We start from the raw sequence: 23,278 nt of genomic DNA on the forward strand, positions 1-23,278 counted from the left end.
TCACACCCCCCGCTGTGCGGCCGGCGTCACGCGGGCCAGCACCAGGTTGACGATGAGGTTGAAGGCGACGACCAGGGCGATCGACACCACGAGGACGCCCTGCACGGCGGGTACGTCGCCGGACTGGGCGGAGTCGTTGGCGAACCGTCCGAAGCCCTGGAGTCCGAAGATCCACTCGGTGACGACGGAGGCGCCGACCAGGGCGGGGAACTTCAGCCCCAGGGTGGCGAGCGCGGGGCCGATGCCGTTGCGCAGCACGTGCCCGAAGAAGATCCGGCGCGGGCTCAGGCCGCGAACCACCGCGCCGGTGACGTAGTTCTCGCGGTAGGCGGAGACGAGGCTGCCGCGCAGTTGGCGGGCGACGTCGGCGATGACGTCGAAGCTGAGCGCGAGGGCGGGCAGGGTGATGTGCGCGAGCCAGGGGCCGAACCCCTGTGCGGCGGGGACGTATCCGGCGGACGGGAAGAGGTGCAGCCCGACCGCGAGGACCTCGACGAGCACGATGCCGACGACGAAGGCCGGCATCACCGAGGTCACCGTGACGAACGCGGTGATCGTGCGGTCGATCCAGGTGGTGTGCCGCAGGGCCGCGACGGTGCCGAGGACGAATCCCACGACCACGCCGATGATCAGGGCGAACGCGGCGACGGAGAGGCTCACTCCGAGGCCGAGCCCGATCAGGGTGGAGATGTCGGCGCCGTTGGTCCAGCTCGTGCCGAGCTGTCCGTGCAGGACTCCGCCGAGCCAGTCGGCGTACTGGACCAGGAAGGGCCGGTCGAGACCCCATTGGGACTCGACCCTGGCGATGGCCTCGGGTGTGGCGTTCTCGCCCAGTTGGATGCGGGCGGGGCTGAGTCCGCTCAGCGACCGCATCGCGAACGTCACGAACGTCGCGACCAGGAAGACGGGCACGAAGATGGCGACGGACCGGGCGAGGGTGGTCAGGACGCGGCCGAGCGCGCGGCGCGTCCTGACCGTGGCGGTCCCCGGACGCGGGAGGACGGTGGCTGCCGCCTCTGTCGTCGTCATGGGGTTGCCCCCTCTCTGTGGTGGTGGACGGGTGCCGGCGGGCGCCGGCACCCGTCGTGCGGGGTGGTGCGGTGCTCGTGCGAAGGACGTACGAACTGCGTTGCCGGGCTGATCAGTTGGAGATGGTCACGCCGGTCCAGTCGATGTGGCCCGGGTTGGCGGGCAGCGTCGAGATCGCCTTGCTCTTGGCGTAGAGGTTGGGCGCGGAGTAGGTGAAGACGAGCGCCTTGCTCTTCAGCCCGGCCCGGGTGGCGGCCTGGAGGGTCTTCACGTAGCCGGCCGACCCGAGCGGCGTCTCGCGGACCTTGGCGACGGCCGCCTCGAAGCCCGAAGGCTCGTACGGGGTACTGAGGTTGAGCGGTCCGTTCGGGCCGAAGTGCGCGGTGAGGGTCTGCACCGCGGAGTCGCGGCCGGTGGTGCCGTACAGCGAGAACGTCAGGTCCTTGGCGAAGAACGGGGTGGCCCAGTTCTTGTCGATCTTGATGCTGACGGTGATGCCGACCTTCGCGAGCTGCGACTGGACGATCTCCGCCTGCGGGTCCTCGGCCGGGATGACGAGGGAGAGTTTGATGTCGCCCGACCGGTAACCGGCCTCCGTCAGCAGCTTCTTGGACTTCGCCGGGTCGTAGGGGTAGAGGTCCGCGGACTCGGGGTCGTATGCCTCGTACCCCTTCGGGAAGGGCTGGTCGGTGGCGTCGCCGTAGCCGAAGGTCAGCTTGTCCACGAACTCCTTGCGGTTGATCGCGTAGCGGACCGCGTCGACGACCTTGTCGTTGTCGAACGGCGCCTTGTTCACGTTCAGGCTGATGTTCTCGGCGTTGAACCCGGGCTGCACGAAGACGTTCAGGCCGGCCTTCTTGGCGGCGGAGGCCTGACTCGGTGCGATGTCGGCGAAGTTGTACACGCCGGTCTGGAGTCCGGAGACGACCGTCGACGCGTCGGGCGCCGAGGTGAGGTTGACGTTGTCGATGTGGATGTTCTCGGCGTCCCAGTAGTCGGGGTTCTTCGTCAGCACCGCCTTGGTGCCCGGCACGAGCTGCTTGAGGACGAACGGGCCCGCGCCGACCGGCTGCTTGTCCAGCGCGTCGGGCGACGCCGCGGCCTTGGGGCTGGCGATCTGGAGCACGCGCTCGCCGAGCAACTGCGGTATCTGGTAGTCGACCTGGGAGAGGTGCAGGACCGCGTCGAGGCCGTTCGCGTCCACCGACCTGATCGAGGTCAGGTCACCGAACAGAGCCGAGTTCTTCTGCTTCTGGGCGCGCTCGACGGCGGCCTTCACCGCGGCGGCGTCCACCGCCGTGCCGTCACTGAACTTCAGGTTCGGCCGCAGGTGGAAGGTGATCTCGTCGCCCTTGCTGTTGTACTTCCAGCTCTTGGCGAGGTCGGGCACCGCGTTGCCCTTGGCGTCCGTGCGGGTCAACGAGGCGTACACCAGGGCGAGTTCACGGAACTGCGCACCGCTGCCGGAGACGACCGGGTCCCAGTGGGCGGGGAAGTAGGAGGAGGCCCAGTTCAGGGTGGAGCTGCCGCTGCCGCCGGCGGTCGTGCCGTCCCCGGCGCAGGCGCTCAGGGTGGGAACGAGGACGGTGAGCAGCGCGGCGGCGAGGGCGACGCCGCGCAGGCGAAGTCTTCTGAGCGGGGACTCGGCGAACCGCGCGGGGCGGGGCGAACCGTTCGGCCGGGAAGGTGTTCCGGGGCGACGGGGCGTGAGGCGTCCGGGCATGGCGTTCTTTCTGTGACGTTCCCGGTCCGCGTGCGGCGGGCCGGGAAGGAGGCAGCGGTACGCGCCGGACCGCACGCCCGCCCGGCACCGACGGGCGCCCCTCCACGCGGCGTTGCGCCGGTTTCGGGCACACCGCGCCCGGGGCACGGGCTTCGGCGGTTCACGGGACGGACCGGGACACGGAGCGGTCTCGGACGAGATCGTGGGAGATCGGGAGAGGCGACCGGCCGGACCCTCGCCGCGGGACGCGGCGAACGGGAGAGCGCGGTCGGACGGTCACGGCTCGACCGGGGACGCGAACGACGGCCGTCGCGAACGGCACTTCAGGCGTCCGTGGTCCCTGGGCGGCGAAAGGTCAGCGACAGAGAGCGCTGGAGGTGCGCCGCAGGTCCACGTAGCGGCACACCACACCGGGGTGCGTCGTGAGCATGGTGGACATCCTGGGGCCCGTCGCGACCGACTGTCAATGGACACCTATTGGTGTCTCATTGGCCGGGACGGGCCCCGGACCACAACTGCCGTACCGCTCGGCGCACTTCACGGGCCGCAGGCGCCGGCGCCCGGACAGGGCGAAACACGCCGTACACGCTCGCGCCACGCGGGGACCGGCGGGGCGCCGGTGCCGGGGCGGCCGGACACCGTGCGTGACGGTTCGTCAGGTACGGCCGGAGGCGCGAGCGTTCCGCGCCGTCCTCCGCGTCGCGGGGTGGGTCGCCGCCTCCTCCGGATGCAGCCACAGAGCCCCGTTGCCGGTGTCGACCCGTACGGCACCGGCCGGGGGCCACGCACCCCGGGTCAGGAGCAGCCGCTCGGGCTCGGTGAGGCTCCCGTAGTGCGCGAGCGCCCGCGCCGCGGGCAGCGGGGGCGGGTCGGGCACCGGCCCCGGACACATTGCGCCGACCGCCGCCGCGTACGCCGCGAAGGGGCGCCGGCCGGGCACCACGCGGTGTCCGCCGGCACCGCGCACGAGCAACGTCGGCAGGGCGTAACGGTGTTCGCCGTCCGGGGTCTCCTTGGCGGCGCCCGGATGCGGTCCCGCCGCCTCGACGGAGAACACCTCGGGGACCGGTCGCCGCGCCTCGGCCCGGTCGGCGGCGACGCTGTCCCGCACGGCGGCGGACACCGCATCGGCCGCCAGCCGGACCTCGTCGAGTCCGGGCACGCCCCTCGCGGCGGAGAGCGCGGCGTCGAGCGTGTCGGCGGGTTCGCCGAGCACGAACACCGTCTCCCGCAGCCGCCGCAGGACCCGGTCGGCCACCGCACCGCCCTGCGCCTCGGCGGCCCTGGCCACCAGCGAGGAGGGCCAGGAACTGGCGGCGACCCGGCTCAGCCGTTCGGCCCGGGGCGCACCGGTGTGCCCGCTGATCTCCTCGACGTAGCGCGCGTACCAGGCGGTCTCCGCCGCCGCGTCGGGCGCCGGGTCGTCGTCCTCGTCGAAGAGGATCGCGAACACCCGGCGGCGGCGCACCCGTTCGCCCAGCGCCGCGCGCAACCCCCGGAAGAGCGGCTCGGCACCCCAGGCCCAGGGACACAACGGGTCGGTGTACTCGACGAGTTCACACGGCGCGGGGGCCGCACCGCCCTCGCCCGGCGCCACCGGCGCTCCCGGCACCCCCGGCGACCCGTCGGGCCGCGTCGGGCCGCCGTTCACGCCGCGCCCTGTCCGACCACCCTGCCGGCCACGTCCGCCCCGTCGAGGGGGGCGCCGCCGGCCAGGGCGTCCGCCCGCTCGGGCAGCAGGGCGGCGATGGTGGTACCGCCCAGCACGGCCGCCACCTCGGCCTCCACGCGGGACCACACGCCGGGCAGGGCCGCGGCCGGGGCCGGGTAGTCGAGGCCGGACAGCGGATCGCCGCGCAGGGTGATCAGTTCGCCGTCGACGGCACGCACCACGTCGAGCAGGGTGATCGCGTCGGCGGGGCGGCCCAGCCAGTACCCGCCCTCGCAGCCGCGCTGGCTGCGGACGAGTCCGGCCCGGCGCAACTCGCCCACCACGGACTTCAGGAACCGGAACGGGATCTCCTGGGAGGAGGCCATGGACTCACAGGTCAGCGGACGGTCCGGGCGACAGGCGAGCTCCAGCAGGGCGCGCGTCGCGTAGTCCGCCTTCGCGGAGATGTACATACGACCATCATGCCCGAACGGCCCGGCGCCGCCGAGGTCTTCACAGCATGCCCCTCGTTCGTTGCGGGAACATTGCCGCAGGTGAAGCCCAAAGGACACCTCTTGACATCTTTTTCCGGGGCACCCTAGCGTCGCCGCCATGAGCGAGCCGCTGACCGCGCCCGGCGAGGGCTTCCACCCCCATCTCCACGACGCCTCCGACGGTGCCACCGCGCCCCTGCGCACCCGGTTGCACCACGTCCGCGCCGACGCCCTGGACGGGGACACCGCCCAGACCGGCGGCATGCGGCGGTTCGCCGCGGTCAGCGGACGCACCGTGGGCTCGGAGAAACTCTGGATGGGGCAGACCCACGTCGCCCCGGCCACCGCCAGCTCCGACCACCACCACGGCGAGTCCGAGACCGCGATCTACGTGGTGAGCGGCCACCCCGAGTTCGTCTTCGTCGACGACTCCGGCGCCGCGCCCGAGGAGATCCGGCTGCGCACCTCGCCGGGCGACTACATCTTCGTACCGCCGTTCGTGCCGCACCGCGAGGAGAACCCGGACCCGGCGGACGAGGCGGTGGTGGTCATCGCGCGCAGCACGCAGGAAGCGATCGTGGTGAACCTCCCGAAGCTGTACGCCCTTTCCAGGGGCGAGTCTTCGTAGGTCCCCGACGCGCCCCGTCGGCGCGGACGTCGGGGGCGCCGACACCGGCGGGCCGGCCCGGCACCCCCGGGTCTCACGCGGCCGGGCCCCGGGGCGTGTCCTTCTCCCCCGTCACGATGCGGCGGATCGTCTCCATCGGCAGCTTGGGCGAACCGTCCGCGAACAGCAGGCCGTTGGTCTCCTGCGCGGTGTCCATGAACTGCGTGTAGCAGAACCCGGCGATGATCGGACTCGACCGCAGCGCGCCGAACAGGTCGCCGAGCAGGGCGGCGTACTGCGTGTCGGAACTGGTGCGCGTGTAGGAGAAGTCGTCGTCGTCGGCGCGCAGCGAGAGGCCGCCGAACTCGGTGATCATCAGCGGGGCGTCGCCCGCCGCGTACCGCTCGATCTGGCGTGCGGTGACCGCGAGCGTCCTGCCCTGCGGCCCGGGTCCGGCGAGGACCGCGTCGAAGGCGGCCGCGTCGCCGTAGCGGCGGGTGAGTTCCTCGGGGTCCCCGCAGTAGTCGTGCACCCCGAGGATGTCGCTGTCGGTGTGCTCCCAGCCCTCGTTGGACAGGACGGGGCGGGTCGGGTCGAGGGCCCGGGTGAGTTCGGCGAGGGCAAGCGAGTAGTGGTGCTGCGCCGGCTCGTGCGGGATGTCGGAGGCGCCCCAGCTCTCGTTCATCGGCACCCAGGTGACGACCGAGGGGTGGCTGCGGTCGCGCCGCACCAGGTCCAGCCACTCCCGGGTGAGCAACTCCACTGCGTGCGAACCGAATTCGTAGGCGGCGGCGGTCTCGCCCCACACCAGCAGGCCGAGCCGGTCGGCCCAGTACAGGAAGCGCGGGTCCTCCGCCTTCTGGTGGATGCGGACGGCGTTGAAGCCCATCTCCTTGACGAGTTCGACCTCGCGGCGCAGCTCGCCGGTACCGGAGTTGGCGATCAGGGTGTCCGGACGGTAGCCCTGGTTCAGCACCGAACGCACGTAATAGGGACGGTCGTTGAGGAGGAAGGCACCCCGGCCGACTCCCGTGCTGCGCAGCCCGAGGTAGCTGTCCACCGTGTCGACGACCGTGCCGTCCGCGGCGTCGCGCACGGTCACCCGGGCGTCGATCAGGGTGGGCCGCTCGGGGCTCCACAGCAGGTCCTCGCGGTCGATTCCGTTGCGCAGCGCGGGAATCACGAGGTCGATGCTGCTGCGCGGGGTGCGCACCGTGGCACTGCCGGCGGCCAGCGGCTCACCGTCGTGGCTCAGCTCGACGTCCACGCGGAGCGGGCCCGACGGCACCGTGGCGAGGGTGAGTTCGGCGAGGACGCCACGCGTGGGGTCGGGCACCCAGGCCAGGTCGTGGACGCGCTGGGCGGGGACCGTCTCGGTCCACACGGTCTGCCAGATGCCGGTGGTCCGCTCGTACCAGACGGCGTGCGGGCGGTCCTGCCAGTCCTGCTTGCCGCGCGGCTGGGCCAGGTCGGCGGGGTCGTCCTCGGCACGCACGACGAGCACGTGCTCGTCGGTCCCGGGGCGCAGCGCGTCGGTGACGTCCGCGGTGAACGGGCTCTGCCCGCCCACGTGTTCGGCGACATGTCGGCCGTCCAGCCACACCTTGGCCCGGTGGTCGACGGCGCCGAAGTGCACGAGGGCCCGCTCTCCGGCCCCGGCCGCGAGCACCGCGCGGGGTATGCGGCGGCGGTACCAGACCACGCGGTGCGGGGCGGTGTCGCCGATCCCGGAGGCGGGTGCCTCGGGCGGGTACGGCACGGTGATCTCGCGGTCGAAGGCACCCGCGCCCTCCGCGGCGAACCACGCCTCGCGTTCGCCCGCGTCGGCGTCGTCGAACCCGAAGTCCCAGACACCGTCGAGGCTGTGCCACCGCTCCCGTCGCAGGATCGGCCTCGGATACGTCCCGTCCTGCTCGCTCGCCCTCACGGATCTCCTCCTTCTGCCTGTCCGGCATGCCCGGTACCAGCGTTTCTCCGGTCGAAAGTCCTGCCATCATGAGTGATCGTTTGCAACGATGCAAGGCCACCTCGGCGGCGCGACGGCACCGGCGGTGGGGCAGACTCCGGAGGTCGGCACCCCGGAGGGCCGGGTCCCGGGGCCGACACACCGGGCGGCACACGGAACGTGCGCCGGCCGGCCCGCCGCGGAGTCCGACCGGAGTCGGGCACCGCGGCCGACGAGAAGTCCGACAGGAGGGAGGCCCTGTGGCCAGGGTCCGAATGCGGGATGTGGCCGAACACGCCGGAGTGTCGGTGCGCACGGTCTCGAACGTGGTCAGCGGCTACACGCACGTGAGCCCCGAGACCCGCGCCCGCGTGCAGCGCTCGCTCGACGAGCTGGGCTACCGGATGGACTACCTCGCGCGCGGCCTGCGTTCGGGGCGGACCGGGTTCGTCGCGCTGGCGGTGCCCTTCCTCGACGAGCCCTACTTCGCCGAGCTGGCCCAGGCCGTCATCCGCGCGGCGGCCCGGCGCGGCATCACCGTCCTGGTCGAGGCGACCGCCGGCGACAGCGACGCGGAACGGCGCATCCTCGACGGCGGTCTCACCAACGTCGCGGACGGCGTGCTGCTCAGCGCCCTGACCGTGCCGGCCTCCGAGACGTCCGCCCGGGGGACCGACTTCCCGCTGGTCATGCTGGGCGAGCACAGCGTCGGCGACCAGTTCCCGCGGGTCGGCATCGACAACGTGGCGGCCGCCCGCGCGGCGGTCGAGCACCTGCTGGAGCAGGGCTGCCGCCGGATCGTCGCCCTGGGGCGGAACGGCAGCGAGAACGGCCGCCAGCGCACGGAGGGCTACCGGCAGGCCCTGTCGGCGGCCCGGGTCCGGCGGGTCAACTGGCTGGTGGTGCCGGTCGACGACTGGACCAGGGAGCAGGGCTACGAGGCCGTGCGCGAACTCCTCGTGGGCGACGGCCCGCTGCCCGACGCGGTCTTCGCCTTCAACGACGCGCTGGCCGTCGGCGCGCTGCGCGCGCTGGACGCCTCCGGCGTGCGGGTGCCCGAGGACGTGGCAGTCGTCGGCATCGACGGCATCCAGGAGTCGGCGTACACGCACCCGCCGCTGTCCTCGGTCGCCCCCGACCTGGACGCGATCGCGGAACGGGCGCTCGCGCTGCTGGAGGAGCAGATCTCCCGCCCGGCGGCTCCGGACGCGGCGGACGCACCGGACGCGGCGGACACCGGGGCGAGCCCGCGGGCGGACACGCACGCGGACCCGGACGCGGGCGCCGGGGATGCGCGGACGGGGACGGCGCCGCAGGTGGACACGCCCTTCCGGCTGGTGGTCCGCGAGTCCTCGCGCCGCGATCCCTCGCCGGACCGGACGCCGACGAGGGACGCCTGACGCTCCGTCGCACGTGGGCCCCGGCGTGTCGGCGTCGCGAGGCCCCGGCAGCCAGTTCGCGTTGATCTATTGCATCGTTGCAAATCGTGTGCGAGGGTCTGCGCCATCGAGTTCACATCGATTTAACGAGGTGAATACCCCTATGAGCGGAGCGATGGCGCGCCGGCGGTTCCTTGCCCTCGGCGGCGGTCTTGCACTGGCCGGAGGGCTCTCCGCGTGCTCCTCCCCGCTCGCCTCCGGCCTGACGGGATCCCAGCCGAACACCGCGGACGTCATCTTCTGGAACCTCTTCACCGGAGGTGACGGCGCCAACATGGTGCTGATGGAGAAGGCGTTCCAGAAGGCCAACCCCGGCACGTCCGTCGAGGCGACGATCCTGGGCTGGGGCAACCCGTACTACACCAAGCTGGCACTGGCCACGGCGAGCGGCACTCCCCCGGACGTCGGCATCTCCCACCTCTCGCGGCTCCCGCTGCTGGCCGCGGCCGGGCTGCTGGAACCGGTGGCGAACACCGGGGTCGCGGACCTGGGTGTCACCGAGGAGAAGTTCACGCCGGCGGCCTGGCGCAAGGCGACCGTCGACGGCACGGTGTACGCGGTCCCCCTGGACACCCACCCCTTCGTCCTCTTCTACAACACGGACCTGGCCCGCAGGGCGGGGCTGCTGAACGCGGCGGGCGACGGCCTGAAGCCCCTCAAGGGCAAGGACGACTTCCTCGACGCCGTGAAGGCGATGAAGGAGACGGGCGGCGCGCAGTACGGCGCGGTCATGTCGATCACCGCGGACCCGGCCACGGCGTGGCGCTACTTCAGCATGATCTACTCCGGCCTCGCCGGACCGCTGGTCACCGACTCCGGCACGAAGACCGACGTCGACAGCGAGGCGATGCAGGAGACGTTCGCGTTCATGCAGAGCCTCACCGCGGACGGCCTGATGCCGAAGAACACCACGGGATCCGGCGCGAACACCCTCTTCAGCACGGGCAAGGCCGGCTTCCTCTTCGACGGCGAGTGGCAGATACCCACCTACCGGCTGGTCAAGGGCCTGCACTTCAACGTCGTGCCCTTCCCCGCCCTGCTCGGTCCGAAGCCCGTGGCCTACGCGGACTCGCACGCCCTGGTGGTGCCGCGCAACGCCGGGCGATCCGACGCCCGCACCCGGGCCGCGGCGCGGTTCGTCAAGAGCCTGCTGGACGACAGCGCCGTGTGGGCCCAGGGCGGACACGTCCCGGCGTGGCTGCCCACGCAGCGCGGCAAGGCGTTCCAGGACCTGTCGCCGCAGCGCAACTACGTGCAGGCCGCGTTCAACGCCCAGTACGACCCGGTCGCCTGGTACACGGGCGCGGGTTCGGACTTCCAGAACACCGTGGGCTCGACGATCATCGACGTCCTCGCGGGGCGGACCGGTCCGCGGGCAGCGGTGTCCGCGATGCGCTCCGACCTCAAGCGGTACACCACGGCCCGACCGCCGGTCACGATGAAGTAGGAGGCAGCCCACCATGACGACCGTCGCCCCGACGCGACCGGCACCCGCGGCGTCCGCAACGACCCCGCCGCGGGAGCGGCCGCCCCGCTCCGAACGCCGGGCGGGCGCGCTGCTCACCGCGCCCTTCCTCGTGATCTATCTGCTGTTCCTGGTCGGCCCGTTGCTCGTGGGTGTGGTGCTGAGCTTCTTCAACACCACCACCGTCAAGAGCGGTCTGGGCGACTGGGTCGGCCTGTCCAACTACGCGCAGGTGGTGGGCGACCCGCTGTTCTGGGACGCGATGTGGCACTCGGTGCTGTTCACCCTGTTCACCACGCCGCTCCTGGTCGTCCTCTCCCTGGTCTTCGCCGTCCTCGCGGCCCGGATGCCGCGCGGCAGGGTCTTCTACCGCCTGGCCTTCTTCGCGCCGTACGTGGTGCCGTCGACCGTGGTCGCGATGATCTTCCTGTGGCTGTACACACCGACGAACGGCCTGCTGCCGAAGCTGCTCGGCGCGGTCGGCCTGCCGGTGCCCGACTTCATCGGCAGCACCGCGGGCGGCTGGCTCGCGGTGACGCTGATGACCCTGTGGTGGACCTTCGGGTTCAACTTCATCCTCTACACGGCGGCGATCCAGGACGTGCCGCCCGACGTCTACGAGGCCGCCGCCATCGACGGGGCCGGCCCCTGGCAGCAGATCCGCCACATCACGGTGCCGCTGCTCGGCCGTACGACGAGTCTGGTGCTGATGCTCCAGATCCTCGCCTCGCTCAAGGTCTTCGACCAGATCTACCTGCTTCTGGGCGGCGGCCCGAGCCAGTCCACCCGACCGGTCATCGAGTACATCTACGACACCGGCTTCACGTCCTACCGGGGCGGCTACGGGGCCGCCGCCACCATGGTCTATTTCGTCATCATCGTCGCGATATCGGCGGCCTGGTACGGGCTGCGGCAGCGGCGCGCGACCGGCACCGCGGTCTGAGTGGAGGACACCTTGACCACCGTCACCCCGCCGCGGCCCGCCGCCACGACGAGTGCGCCCCCGTTCGACGGCGCGAAGCTCTTCAACCGGCTGTGCGCCACGTGCCTGACCCTGTTCGCCCTGATCTGGCTGGTGCCGTTCGCGTGGGCGCTCATCACCTCCCTGCGCCCCGACGGGGCGATCACCCAGGACCCGACCTCGCCGTTCGCGGGCGGCTGGTCCCTGCACGCCTATGCCACCACCTGGGACGACCACCCGATCGGCACCTGGTATCTCAACAGCCTCGTCATCTCCACGCTCGCCGTGGTGTTCACGGTCCTGCTCTGCTCGATGGCAGGGTTCGCACTGGCGTTCCTCCGTTTCCGGGGCCGGCTCGTCGTGATGGGACTGGTCGCCGCGGGGCTGATGCTGCCGAGCGAGGCGCTGGTGCTGCCGCAGTTCATCGAGTACCGCTCGCTCCATCTGCTCGGCACCTTCTGGGCGTTGATCCTGCCCTCGGTCGCCGCTCCCGTCTCCGTCTTCGTGTTCCAGGCGTTCTTCCGCGGCATCCCCCGGCCACTGATCGAGGCGGCCCGCATCGACGGGGCGGGCTGGTGGCGGATCTACTCGCGGATCTGCATGCCGATGTGCCGTCCCGCGGTGTCGACGGTCGCGATCCTCACGTTCATCACGTCGTGGAACGCCTTCCTGTGGCCGCTGCTCGTCCTCAACCAGACGAAGTCGCAGACCATCCCGGTCGGCCTGGCCTCCCTGATCGACAACACCAGCGTCCAGTACGCCGAGGTCATGGCGTCCGCGGTGCTCGGCTTCCTGCCGCTGATCGCGGTCTTCCTGGTCTTCCAGCGGCAGATCGTGCAGGGCATCGCGACGACGGGCATCAAGTGAGGGGCGCCCGGTAACGGCGACGGGGTCGGGGCCCCGCACACCGGTCACGGCCGCTCCGGTCCGTGGGCGGCGTGCGGGGCCCCGGCGCGTGCGGGGCCCCGGCGGGTCCGGCGTTCGCGTGCCGTACGGGACCACCTCGGCGTTATCCGATCGTTACCAGGGCGCAGGGCCCCGCACACCCCTGCCAACCTGCGAAGACGCCGAGTTGCCCGAAAATTCCGATGCACCCTTCGTGCCGGATTAAATACCCGGCGTGTTGACGAAGATCGACGGGTGTTCGCAAGCTGAACACATGTCACCGCACGACGGATCCCGCGCACACCTGACCCGGCGCACGCCGGTCGCGCACACCGGCCGCAGCGCCGCCGGATCCTGTTCGACGGTCGCCGCCTGTCGGTGACACCCCGCGCACCACGACCGCGGTTCCACCCGCACATCCTCCGCAACTCCCCTTGCCCCGTGGGCCTTTGGCGTGCCCGAGAGCCACCCTTGCCGCCATGCCCTCTCCCCCGCACACCCGAGGAGCAGCAGCTGATGAGCAGTACCGACAGCGGATCCGGCGTCGGCCGTCGTGCCCTGCTGGCCGGAGCGGCCGGTCTGGGCGCCGCGGCGGCACTTCCCGCGACCGCCGCACAGGCCGCCGAGGGCGCCGCACACGCGCGGACGTCCGGAACCCGGGAGCCGGCGTCACACGTGTATCCGCCCAACTGGCCCGCACCCGACACCTACGGGCTCGCCGACGTCCGCAGGGACCTGTGGCCGCGCGACGACAACTCCTTCGTCCTGCCACTGGAGTTGAGGCCCCGCGACAAGGCGCGCGGAGTGGTCTGGATGCGGGACACCTACGTCAACTGCTTCGAGGTGGACGGCCGTCCGCTGTACGTGGCCACCGGTACCACCCGGGTCGACGGGCTGGCGGCGGCCAATCCGTACAACGACGGGATCTTCGTGTGGCTGGCCCGTTCCCTGAAGGGTCCGTGGAAGCTGGCCGACACGACCGGCATCCGGCCCGGCGCGGAGAAGGGCAAGGTGTGGTCGCCCGAGTTCGTCGGCGAGAACTCCGCCGGACGCACCGTCGTCGCGCCGTGGCAGGAGTACTGGTACGACACGGAGTTCGGCAAGCGCGGCGAGGCATGGGCGCCCGAGGTGCACTACTTCCGCGGCAAGTGGTACATCGTCGCGTGCATGGGCGACCACTCGCAGAAGGTCGGCTCGTTCATGCTGGTCAGCGAGGGTGGTGTCGAGGGCCCCTACCGGGTCGTGGAGGGGAGCCTCGCGAAGCCGTTCGGCGAGGTGGTCAACGGCGGCCCGGCGGTCGCGCGGCCGGGCACGTACTTCCACATCGACGGCGGCCTGTTCTCCGAGGGCGACGACGCGTGGCTCGTGCTGCACAACAACCTCTACGCGAAGTTCCGCGACGACATGGAGGACATCGTCACCCCGACCGGCCTCCCCGCCTTCCAGCAGCGGCCCTACTCGCCGGAGCCGTACCTCGAAGGCGCCTACGTGTTCAAGCACGGCGGCAAGTACTACTTGGTCCAGACGGCGTGGGACCGCACGTCGGTGAACGCCGACGGCAGCGTCCGGCAGGCCTACGACACCGCCGCGGCCGGGCGGGTGCAGTACCAGTACGACGCGGTCGCCGCCGTCTCGGACAGCTTCGAGGGACCCTACTCCGAGCGCTGGACGCTGGGGGTGGGCGCCGGCCACGACAACATCTTCGAGGACCACACCGGGGGGCTGTGGTCCACCTTCTTCCGCAACCCCAACTTCGGTTACTGGTCGAACGGTTCACGCGCGGACGACGGGGCCGTGCCCGGCGTGGTCCGGCTGGAGTGGACCGGCCCGAAGGGCAACCGCATCTACGTCGCGCGCCGCGACGGCTGACCGCGCGGACCGGCCGGGGAGCGCGGTCACCGCTCCCCGGCCGGTCCGCCGTCCCGTCAGGGCAGGTACTTGTTGGTCCAGTCCGACGAGGAGACGGACGTCCCCTTCGGGAGCGCACCGAGGCTGTCGATGAACGCCTGCGTCTTCTGCCAGTCGGCCGCGCTCATCGCCCCCTTCGCGGGCCAGTCGACCTGCTGGAGGCTGCTGCGCAGCACGTCCGCCGGCACACCGGGCAGCGCCTTCTGCGCCACGTCGAGCACGGTCTTGTCGTTGTCGGCGTCGAGATGGGTGCCCAGGTAGGCCGTCGCCTGCTGGACCGCGGCGACGAACTTCTTCGCGATTTCCGGGTGTTGGGCCGCGTACGTCTTCTGCGTGACGACGAACTGCCCGTACCCGGCCTCCTTCGCCGACCACTCGGGAGCCTTCTGCGAATCCACCACGACGACGCCGTCGCCGTCGGACTGGATCTGGAGCGGTATGGGTTCCGAGGTGACGAACCAGTCGATCTGGTTGCTCTTGAGGGCGGCCTTGTCCGCGGCGGGGCTCGGCAGCGACACCCACTTCAGCTTGCCGGGGTCGACGCCCTGCCCCTTCAGGAAGATCCCGGCCTCGGCCTTCGTGTTGGCCGAGCTGGCTCCGCCGGTCGACCCGGCCAGCGCCTTGGCGACGGTCGCCGCGGGGCTGTCGGCGGTGAGGCCGTGCTCCTGGGCGAACTTCTTGCTGACGGCGAGTCCGAGCGGGTTGCCGGAGCCGTCCGCCGAGATCGCGATCTCGGGCAGCTTCTTGGAGAGCGCGGAGACGAACCCGGTCGGGCTGTCGTTGAGGAACTGCACCGACCCGGACTGGAGGGCCGAGGGCCCGGTCGCCGCCGTGAGCGTGACGAACTTGACCTTGAGCCCCTGCTTCTCGAAGTAGCCGTTGGTGTCGGCCAGCCTCAGCGGCATGTCGAAGATGTTGCCGCCGGAGCCGACGGTGACGACCGTCAGGCCGCCGGACGTCTTGGCCGGGGTGTCCCCGCCGCACGCGGTGAGCAGGGCGGGGGCGAGCAGTGCGGCGGATGCCAGGGCGAGGAGCCGCCGGTGGCCGCCGTGCCGCGGAGTGGTGGTTCCGCGGGCGAGGCCGGTTGTGCGGTTGCCGTGTCGCATGTGGTTCTCTCCTGTCACCATGCCTGCTGGGTGGGGAAGAAGCGCTTCCAGAAGTCGAGCCGGGACGGTGCCGCCAACGGCATCGGTCCGAACGCGTCACCGACCTCCATGACCGCCGGTACGTCCGGTGACCAGGCGGGCCAGGTGGGCAGTCCGGCGCCGTTGGGGTCACCGGTGGCCACGTAGTTGGCCCAGTAGCCGGTCATCAGGCGGGCGATCTCCCGGTCCTGGTCGGTCCATTCGGCGCGTTCGGGGTCGAGATTGCCGAAGACGTAGTCGATCTCGGAACTGTGCGACGCCCGTGGGGGGTTCTGTCCCCGCGGGGAGGCGTGGGTCCAGAAGTACGTGTGTACGGGGCGGTCGGCGTGCCGGGTCCAGTCGGCCGCCCAGAGCCAGGTGGAGACCCGGGCGTTGTCGCGCACCGCCGCGCAGTGCGCGCGGGCCGCCTCGTCGTCGGTGGCCGCCGGGTAGAGGCGCAGGAACTCCTCCGCCATCGCACCGAACTTGACGCGTGCCGCGGCGGTGAAGTCGTCGAGGGTGACGTGCACCGGGGGCGCTCCGGGACGGGACGCCCCGCTGCCCGCGGCGCGGTAACCGGCGAAGGTGCTTTCCGGGACGGCCCCGCTCTCGTCGAGGTTGTTGCCCGCGAGGTACCAGACGTCGTTCTGGAGGCCCTTGGCGTAGGTCTCGTCGTAACCGGCGGGCAGGACCCGGCCGTCGACGACGGGCCGGAACAGCGGCGGTTTCGCCGGCCCGCCCGTGTCGACGTCGGTGTCCACGTCGGAGGTGTCCCCCTCGACCAGTTGCTGCCAGGGCAGCGCGCGCAGCTCCTCGACCGTCGGTGCGCCGCGTTCCGCCGCATAGCGGGTTCCGGCGCGCTCGGCGTCGGCGAGGGTGCGGTACGACGTTGCCAGGTAACGGAGTTCGGGGTCCCGGGAGTACCGGGCGTGGCTCTGTGCCACGGCCCGGTGGAAGAGGCCGCGGGCCAGGGGCGACATCGCGAGGAAGTTCACCGCCCCGGCGCCCGCGGACTGTCCGGCGATCGTGACCCGGCCGGGGTCGCCGCCGAACCGGGCGATGTTGTCCCGCACCCAGCGCAGTACGGCGACGCAGTCGAGCAGCCCGTAGTTGCCGGAGGCCCCGTCCTCGGACTCGTCGCCGAGTCCGGGAGTGGCGAGGAAACCCAGGGCGCCCAGGCGGTAGTTGAAGGTCACGACCACGACACCGCGACGGGCGAGGTTCTCCCCGTCGTAACGGGGGTCGGCCCCGGTGCCGACCCGGAAGCCGCCGCCGTAGATCCAGACGAGGACGGGGCGGGGGGCGTCGTCGTGGGTGGCGACGTCGGAGACGGGGGCGGCGTCGGTTCCGGGAGTGGTGCCGGTGCCCGTGGCGGTCCACACGTTAAGGTACAGGCAGTCCTCGCTCATCGGCAGGCCGAGGGCGGCCGTCTCCGGGCCCGGGGCCTGGGGGCACATCGGCCCGAAACGGTCGGCCGCGCGCACCCCCGGCCAGGGCTCGGCCGGCCGGGGAGGACGCCAGCGCAGGGCGCCGACCGGCGGGGCCGCGTAGGGGATGCCGCGGAAGACGGTGACGCCGCCGTCCCGCCCGGGTACCCCCCGCACCAGTCCCGCTTCGGTCTGCACTGGGTCACGCATGGTCTCTCTCCAGGGTCGGTGTGCGGTGATCGGTGTGCGGTGTGCGGTTACCGGCCGGGGCCCGCCGGGAGGCGAGGCATCGGCGTGCGGCGGCGTGGGGCCCGGTCGTGCCTCGTCGGCGACGTGCGGCCCGGCCCGCAGGCGTCGAACCCGTGCGCATCCACCATGACCAAACCACCCTGAATGTCCGCCGGGAGAGAACGACTGCCGCGCGAGGTGCAGGCGCCTCCGGTGAGCGGTCGCTCGTCGTACCGGTGGAGGCGCCCCTGTCCGAAGGCACAGGTCTGATCGGCAAAGTGGTTCGTGTGCCGCCCGTGCACCAGGGGTGCGGCGGGGACCTGGCCTTCGTCTGCCGGTGCGGTGCCGGGGCGGCACCGTGACCGTTGGATTGTCTGACAAGCGGTGAAGGGAACGTAACACCGGCGTTTCACACGTTCAAGAAGTACGCAGGAAAATCCTGCGTCCGACGAGAAGACGCCGGCATCCGATCTCCCGGATCGTCGGACAACTCGGTGGGTGACGGCGGGGAGTTGAGCCGCACGTTCGCGACGGGCCAGCATCGGCGGGGCGACCGGACGGGGACGCGCTCCGCGTCTCGCTCCGTACCGCACCGCGTTCGGGCAGGCGGAAGGGGCGGGCGTCCGGACGAGGGCGCAAGCCGTCCGGGCACCCGCCCGTCGCCGCCGCGAGAGCTGCCGCGGCGGCCTGGGGACGGATCAGGGGTTCGGGAACGTCGTGGGTCGCGCGGGAGCGCGCAGCCTGGGAGCGATCAGGGGCGCAGGAAGGTGACACCGTCCGGCAGCGGTACGGTGATCGCCCCTCCGGTGTCGGTCAGCCGGCCGGTGCGCCGGTCGACGTGGAAGACGTTGACCGTGTTGCTGGCCTGGTTGACGACGAGCATCCACCGGCCGCCGCGGTGCAGGGTGAAGCTCCACGGTGTCGTGCCGCCGCAGGGGACGCGCTGGACGAACGACAGCAGGCCGCTCCCGGGATCGGCCCGGTAGACGACGAGGGCGTTCTCACCCCGGTTGGAGACGTACACGAAGCGCCCGTCCCGGCTCAGCGCCATCTCCGCCGCACTCTTCACACCTGTGAAGCCGGAGCTGTCCGTGGACAGTGCCTGCCGTTCGGTGATCTCCGCCGTCCGCGCGTTCCATCGCAACGTGCGGATCTCCGCGGTCAGTTCCGTCAGCAGGTAGAGGGTGTGACCGTTGGGGTGGAACTCCAGACGCCGGGGACCGGTCCCGGCCCCGGGCTCGTACGGAGCGGGACCGTCCGCAGCGGTCGAGATGGCACCCGTGGCCCGGTCGAAGGGGTGGACGAACACGCGGTCGGCGCCGAAGTCGCCGATCAGTACGTAGCGTCCGGACGGGTCGACCGTCACGGTGTGTACGTGCGGTCCGGCCTGGCGCGGGCTCGGCCCGGAGCCGGTGTCCTGGACGACGGACGTCGCCGGACCCAGGCTTCCGTCGCGCGCGATCGGCAGCGCGGCGGTGAGCCCCTGCGCGAAGTTGGCGACGAGCAGCGTCTTCGACGGCTCGTCCACGGTGACGTACGAGACGACACCGATGGTGCCGGCGCCCCCGGTCTCGACCCGGCTCGTGCGGGTCAGGGCCCCGGTCGCGGGGTCGACGAGGTAGCTGTAGACGGCCCCGTTGTCACCGCCGCCGCCGACGTAGAGGACGGGCAGGGAGGGATGCCGGGTCGTCCAGCTCGCGTTGACGGCCGCGACCGGCCCGCCCGCCGTGAGCGTGCCGGTCGCGGCGTCGAACCGGGCACCGTGGATGTCAGTGCCGCCCCACGTTCCGATGTACAGGAACTCCCCGCCGTCGCTGTGCGTCGCCGCCCGCGCGTTCTGTGCGAGGCCGAGCACCGGCAGGGCGACCGCGGCGGTCGAGGCGGCGCGCAGCACGGCGCGGCGCGAGGGACCCCCCGGCGTTCCGGCGGCGGCCGTGGGAACCCGGGCGGAAGAATGGTCGTTCATGAGGAAAAAGCCCCTTTGCTTCTCAGCGCGAACGAACAGGCCGACACCGCGGGCAGCGCGGTACCGGCCTCTGACCGGACGACAACGCTGGTGGCCGGGCGGGCAGTTGTCCACAGTCCTCGCCGAAGGCACAGGCCCGAACCCGAACCCTAAGCTTTCGCAACGAGCAACCACGGCTTCGGAGTGTGCGCCTGCGAGCCGGCACGATCCCCGCTCCCGGGAGACGGCGAGGCCCCCGACCGCGGAACGGATCGGGGGCCTCGGACGGAACGCGGAACGGGCGGCGTGCGGCGGGTTCAGCGCTCCGCGCGCGGGGCCGTGACGCGAAGGCGGGCCGGGACGGCCCACCACTGGTCGGGGCGGTCCACGACCGGGGCGTCGGGGCCCGTCCCGACGAAGCGGCCGAGCCGCAGCAGATACGCGGCGATGCCCGCCGCGCCCTGCATCCAGGACGTCCCCGGGGGCAGCAGGGGCTGCTCCTGCCGGTATTCGACGAACCGCCAGCGGGCACCCGCCGCGTCCCGCACGGCCCGCTCGACCAGGGCGTCGCCCATCCGGCGCGCGGCCCGCACCAGGGTGTCCGCCCGCTCCCCCGGCCCCAGGTCCTGGGCGGCGTCGAGGAGCACGTCGCCCACACCCGCCGTGCCGCAGCAGCGGCCGTCGTTGTCCCAGAAGCCGGGGCGGAGCCGGTCGGGCACCCCCGAGGTGAGCACGGAGGTCAGGCAACGCTGCCGCAGGTCCTCGACGCCGTGCCCGTCCACCTCCGCCACACCCGCGTACGACAGCGCCGCGAACATCTGCGAGGTCCCCGTCGGTCCGTGGCACCAGCTGTACGTCAGGGGTTCGACCTCGCGCTTCGAGGGCGGGATCGTGTGTGGGACGACGAAGCCGCCGTCCTCCAGCGAACCGGCGGACAGGACGTGCCGCGCCCCGTCGACCGCGGCGGCGACGAAGTCGTCCCGGCGCAGGGCCACACCGGCCACGGCGAGCGCGGAGGCGATCCCGGCGGTGCCGTGGGAGTAGTTGGGCGACCTCGACGCCGCGCCCGGCGAGATGCCCCAGTCGAGCCCGGCCGCCGTACGGTCGGCGGTCCGCAGCAGGGCCTCGCACCCTGTGGCGGCGACCTCGTCGGCGTACTCGCCGCCCGCCCAGACGGCGCCCATGACCACACCGGCGGTGCCCATGACGACGTCGGTCAGGGGTGCGTCCGAACCGGGCTTGTACTCCAGTGTGGTCCTCCAGCCGTCGGGGGTCGCCAGCGCGGCGAGCCGGCGCAGCGCGGCCCGCTCGGCGCCCGGCGAGAGCAGCTTCAGCGCGGTCACGTCGCCCGCCAGACCGTCGTACAGGGACGGTTCGGCGTTCTCGGCGGCGCCCGCGGCGAGACGGGAGACGATGCCGGCGGCGAGATCCCGTTCCCTCCCGTCCAGCTCCCGGTACTGCTCGATCTCCGTCAGCACGGGAGCGAGTCCGGCGATGCCCGCGTACAGCGAGTCACGGTCCTTGGCGGGCCGGGGGTCCGGCCCGCCCGCGCCCTCCCGGCCGCCGTCCGCGTCCCGCCGCCCGTCCTCGGTCACGGCCTCGGGCAGCCACGGCCCGTCGTCCTCGCGCACCTGGTCCAGCACCCACGACCAGGCCGCTTCGCCCAGTTCCTTGTACGTGTCGTTCGCCACCACCCGGCCACGCTACAGGCGTGCGCCGGCGTCGGGTTCCCCCTCGGGTCGGCGGCGGCCCGCCCCGGCCCACCGGTCCGGGCCGCGCCCGTGGGGCCGCTCGGCGGCCGCCCCGCGTTTTCCGTTGTCCCGCCCCGCCCCCGCCCGTCTCCCCCACAGAAGGTTCGCCGCCCCAACGGCGGTGGAGCGCAAGGGCGTTCGTGAACAGGCAGGAGAGCAGCACATGGTGGATGATCCCGGGGCGCCGCGCGGGCGGTCGCGTGGCACCGCTTCGACCGCCGGGGCGCGGCACCGTGCGCCCGGCCCGCGCACCGGCGGTGCGCGCCGGAACATGTTCCTGGCCTGCGGGGTGATTCTCGCCTGTCTGGCCGTGCTGGCGGGCGTGCTCGTCGCACGGAACCCGACCGGCTCCGGAGTGACGGAGGCCGGATCCGGGGTGCAGTCCGCCGCGAGCGCCGGTCGCGTGGGCGGCACACCCACGGCGTCGCCGTCCGTCACGCACGGACGTCGTCCCCCGGCGTCCACCGCCAGGCCCACTGAGACGGCCAAGTCATCACCGCACGCGGGGAGTTCGCCCTCCGCGACGCGGGCCGCCGCTCCCGCTGCCCGCACGCCCGGAAAACGTGTCGTGACGTTGGTCAACCGGCTCTCCCGGACGATCTGGCCCGCGATCGCCGCCGATCCGGACCACCCGGTGGGGGCGACGGGCTGGGTACTGGCGCCGGGGGCCAGTGTGAGCTTCGCGGTTCCGGACCACTGGGACGTACGGGTGTGGGCGCGCACCGGGTGCCACTTCGACGCGTCGGGCGACGGGCACTGCCTGACGGGTGACTGCGGCCATTTCCAGTGCGGCAGCACGTGGGGCGAATTCCCCTCCACGCTCGCGGAGTTCAACCTGAACGCGTGGAACGGCATGGACTTCTACGACGTGAGCCTGGTCGAGGGCAACAACCTGCCCATGTGGATCAACAGTTACGGCGGCTCGACGCCGGACACCCTCGACGCCGACGGCTGCTCGGCGGCGGGCTGCACGCGGGACGCCAACGCGACGTGCCCCAGCGCGCTCCAGCGGGTCCGTGACGGCCGTGTCGTCGCGTGCCTCAGCGCCTGCCTGGTCTACGACACCGACCGGACCTGCTGCACCGGCCCGTACGCGCCGCGCCCGAAGTGCGTCCCGTCGTCGTGGCCCACCGACTCGGCGGCGGTCTTCAAGAAGGCGGAGCCCTTCGCGTACTCGTACGTCGACGACGACGCGACCAGCGTCCTGACCTGCTCGGGCGAGTGCGGTTACCGCATCACGTGGGGGGTGAGTCCGTGACGGCCGCGACGCCGCCCTCCGGTGTCGGGGACGCGGGCTCCGGTTGATCACGCACGTAAAGTGTCGACATGACCAACAGCCCCGCAGGCCTCCGGAGCACCGCCCCGCGCCGTGCCGGCTTCCGTTCCGCCGCGGCCGTGTTCGCGGTCGGAATGGCAGGCACCACGCTGCCCACGCCCCTCTACGGCCTGTACCGGCAGGAACTCGGCTTCTCCGAGCTGACGGTGACGCTGGTCTTCGCCACCTACGCGGTCGGCGTCATCATCACCCTCCTCCTCGCGGGCAACCACTCCGACCGCGTCGGACGCCGGCCCGTACTGCTCTGCGCGCTGCTGTTCGGCGCCGCGAGCGCGGTCTGCTTCCTGCTGGAGGGCGGCCTCCCGTTGCTGTACTCGGGCAGGCTGCTCTCCGGGGTGTCCGCGGGGCTGCTGAGCGGGGTCGGCACCGTCACCGTCATCGAACTGGCCGACCCCGCCCGTCGCGCCCGCGCCGGGCTCGCCGCGACCGCGGCGAACATGGGCGGCCTGGGCTGCGGTCCGCTGCTCGCCGGGTTCCTGGCCGAGTACGCGCCCTCTCCGCTGACCCTCCCGTTCGTCACCCACCTCGTGCTGCTCGCCGTCGCCGCCGTGACCGTCCTGCTCCTGCCGGAGACGGTGTCGGAGCCGAGGCTCCGGTCGCGGCTCGCGCCGTCCGGCGTCTACGTACCGCCCGAGGTGCGTGCCGTGTTCGCGCCCGCGGCCGTGGCCGCGTTCGCGGGCTTCTCGCTCCTGGGCCTGTTCACCGCCGTCGCCCCGAGCTTCCTCGCCGAGACCCTCGGGGAGCGCAACCTCGCCGTCTGCGGCCTGGTCGTGTTCGCGGTGTTCCTGGCCTCCACGGCGGGCCAGGCCCTCACCGGCCGGACCAGCGTGAGCAACGCCCTTCCGCTCGGCTGCGCCGTCCTAGTGGTGGGGCTGGTCCTCGTCGGCGCCTCGCTGTGGGCGGAGTCCCTGGCGCTGCTCGTCCTGGGCGGCATGTGCGGCGGCCTCGGGCAGGGCCTGGCGTTCCGGGCGGGGCTGACGGGCGTCAGTGCCGCGGCTCCGGCGGCGCACCGGGCGGCGACCGTCTCGTCGTTCTTCGTCGTCGCCTACACCGGCATCTCCGTCCCGGTCATCGGAGTGGGCGCGCTGTCCGTCGCGCTGGGGCTGCGCAGCGCCGGCCTGATCTTCACGGGGTGCGTCATCGTCGTCGCGGCCGTCACCGGTGTGTGGCTGTACCGGCGGCGCGGGCAGGACGAGGAGCGGACGGCGGGGCGGGCCGCCTGAGCCGCGGCTTCGGCGCGGGGCCGGTCGTCGGCGACGCGGTCGGCCCCGGCGGTCGCGGACTCGCCCCCTCTCCTGCGGCGACCCGTCAAGTCCCGTAATTCACCGGTCTGTCCACGCGCCGGAGGTCACATCACGGC

The 23,278-nt window shown here is 72.4% G+C and carries 17 protein-coding genes; 8 read left to right on the forward strand and 9 right to left on the reverse strand.

What is annotated here, in order from left to right:
• From ACFZA0_RS07660 to ACFZA0_RS07675, 4 genes are all read right to left on the reverse strand, one after another.
• Positions 1-1,029, reverse strand: coding sequence for an ABC transporter permease subunit (locus ACFZA0_RS07660; protein ID WP_391012936.1), 1,029 nt, complete (start codon positions 1,027-1,029; stop codon positions 1-3).
• Between the two features lie 112 nt (positions 1,030-1,141).
• Positions 1,142-2,752, reverse strand: coding sequence for an ABC transporter substrate-binding protein (locus ACFZA0_RS07665; RefSeq protein ID WP_391012939.1), 1,611 nt, complete (start codon positions 2,750-2,752; stop codon positions 1,142-1,144).
• Between the two features lie 655 nt (positions 2,753-3,407).
• On the reverse strand, positions 3,408-4,349 hold the full coding sequence (locus tag ACFZA0_RS07670; protein WP_391012942.1) for a DsbA family protein: 942 nt from the start codon (positions 4,347-4,349) through the stop codon (positions 3,408-3,410).
• 50 nt (positions 4,350-4,399) lie between these two features.
• Positions 4,400-4,876: an Rrf2 family transcriptional regulator gene (locus tag ACFZA0_RS07675; protein WP_391012945.1), complete on the reverse strand. Its 477-nt coding sequence runs from the start codon at positions 4,874-4,876 to the stop codon at positions 4,400-4,402.
• A 139-nt stretch (positions 4,877-5,015) separates the two neighbouring features.
• On the opposite strand from ACFZA0_RS07675, the gene ACFZA0_RS07680 reads away from it, so the two are divergent.
• A complete protein-coding gene (locus ACFZA0_RS07680) occupies positions 5,016-5,525 on the forward strand; it encodes a cupin domain-containing protein (protein ID WP_391012948.1) in 510 nt (169 codons plus the stop codon).
• A gap of 73 nt (positions 5,526-5,598) precedes the next feature.
• On the opposite strand, the gene ACFZA0_RS07685 is transcribed toward ACFZA0_RS07680, so the two are convergent.
• On the reverse strand, positions 5,599-7,431 hold the full coding sequence (locus ACFZA0_RS07685; protein ID WP_391012951.1) for a glycoside hydrolase family 2 TIM barrel-domain containing protein: 1,833 nt from the start codon (positions 7,429-7,431) through the stop codon (positions 5,599-5,601).
• A gap of 278 nt (positions 7,432-7,709) precedes the next feature.
• Between ACFZA0_RS07685 and ACFZA0_RS07690 the strand changes: the two genes are divergently transcribed.
• From ACFZA0_RS07690 to ACFZA0_RS07710, 5 genes are all read left to right on the forward strand, one after another.
• Positions 7,710-8,849 carry a substrate-binding domain-containing protein gene (locus tag ACFZA0_RS07690; RefSeq protein WP_391012953.1) on the forward strand — a complete coding sequence of 380 codons (1,140 nt, stop codon included), beginning with the start codon at positions 7,710-7,712 and terminating at the stop codon, positions 8,847-8,849.
• A gap of 142 nt (positions 8,850-8,991) precedes the next feature.
• Positions 8,992-10,335: an extracellular solute-binding protein gene (locus ACFZA0_RS07695; protein ID WP_391012956.1), complete on the forward strand. Its 1,344-nt coding sequence runs from the start codon at positions 8,992-8,994 to the stop codon at positions 10,333-10,335.
• Between the two features lie 13 nt (positions 10,336-10,348).
• A complete protein-coding gene (locus tag ACFZA0_RS07700) occupies positions 10,349-11,296 on the forward strand; it encodes an ABC transporter permease subunit (protein WP_391012959.1) in 948 nt (315 codons plus the stop codon).
• Between the two features lie 12 nt (positions 11,297-11,308).
• Positions 11,309-12,181, forward strand: a complete 873-nt coding sequence (locus tag ACFZA0_RS07705; protein WP_391012962.1) for an ABC transporter permease subunit — start codon at positions 11,309-11,311, stop codon at positions 12,179-12,181.
• 534 nt (positions 12,182-12,715) lie between these two features.
• Entirely contained in the window at positions 12,716-14,068 is a 1,353-nt protein-coding gene (locus tag ACFZA0_RS07710) for a family 43 glycosylhydrolase (RefSeq protein WP_391012965.1), read from the forward strand.
• A 56-nt stretch (positions 14,069-14,124) separates the two neighbouring features.
• On the opposite strand, the gene ACFZA0_RS07715 is transcribed toward ACFZA0_RS07710, so the two are convergent.
• From ACFZA0_RS07715 to ACFZA0_RS07730, 4 genes are all read right to left on the reverse strand, one after another.
• Entirely contained in the window at positions 14,125-15,213 is a 1,089-nt protein-coding gene (locus ACFZA0_RS07715; protein ID WP_391012968.1) for an ABC transporter substrate-binding protein, read from the reverse strand.
• A 14-nt stretch (positions 15,214-15,227) separates the two neighbouring features.
• On the reverse strand, positions 15,228-16,868 hold the full coding sequence (locus tag ACFZA0_RS07720) for a carboxylesterase family protein (protein ID WP_391012970.1): 1,641 nt from the start codon (positions 16,866-16,868) through the stop codon (positions 15,228-15,230).
• Between the two features lie 769 nt (positions 16,869-17,637).
• Entirely contained in the window at positions 17,638-18,852 is a 1,215-nt protein-coding gene (locus ACFZA0_RS07725) for a beta-propeller fold lactonase family protein (protein ID WP_391012972.1), read from the reverse strand.
• 296 nt (positions 18,853-19,148) lie between these two features.
• Entirely contained in the window at positions 19,149-20,525 is a 1,377-nt protein-coding gene (locus tag ACFZA0_RS07730; protein WP_391012973.1) for a lanthionine synthetase LanC family protein, read from the reverse strand.
• 625 nt (positions 20,526-21,150) lie between these two features.
• On the opposite strand from ACFZA0_RS07730, the gene ACFZA0_RS07735 reads away from it, so the two are divergent.
• The gene (locus ACFZA0_RS07735) at positions 21,151-21,840 is read left to right on the forward strand and encodes a thaumatin family protein (RefSeq protein ID WP_391012975.1); all 690 of its coding nucleotides are present in this window, start codon (positions 21,151-21,153) and stop codon (positions 21,838-21,840) included.
• Positions 21,841-21,908: 68 nt separating this feature from the next.
• The gene (locus ACFZA0_RS07740) at positions 21,909-23,141 is read left to right on the forward strand and encodes an MFS transporter (RefSeq protein WP_391012977.1); all 1,233 of its coding nucleotides are present in this window, start codon (positions 21,909-21,911) and stop codon (positions 23,139-23,141) included.
• Positions 23,142-23,278: the final 137 nt, after the last annotated feature.

This window comes from Streptomyces sp. NPDC008150 (assembly GCF_042956945.1).
In the GTDB taxonomy this organism is placed as follows: Bacteria; Actinomycetota; Actinomycetes; order Streptomycetales; family Streptomycetaceae; genus Streptomyces.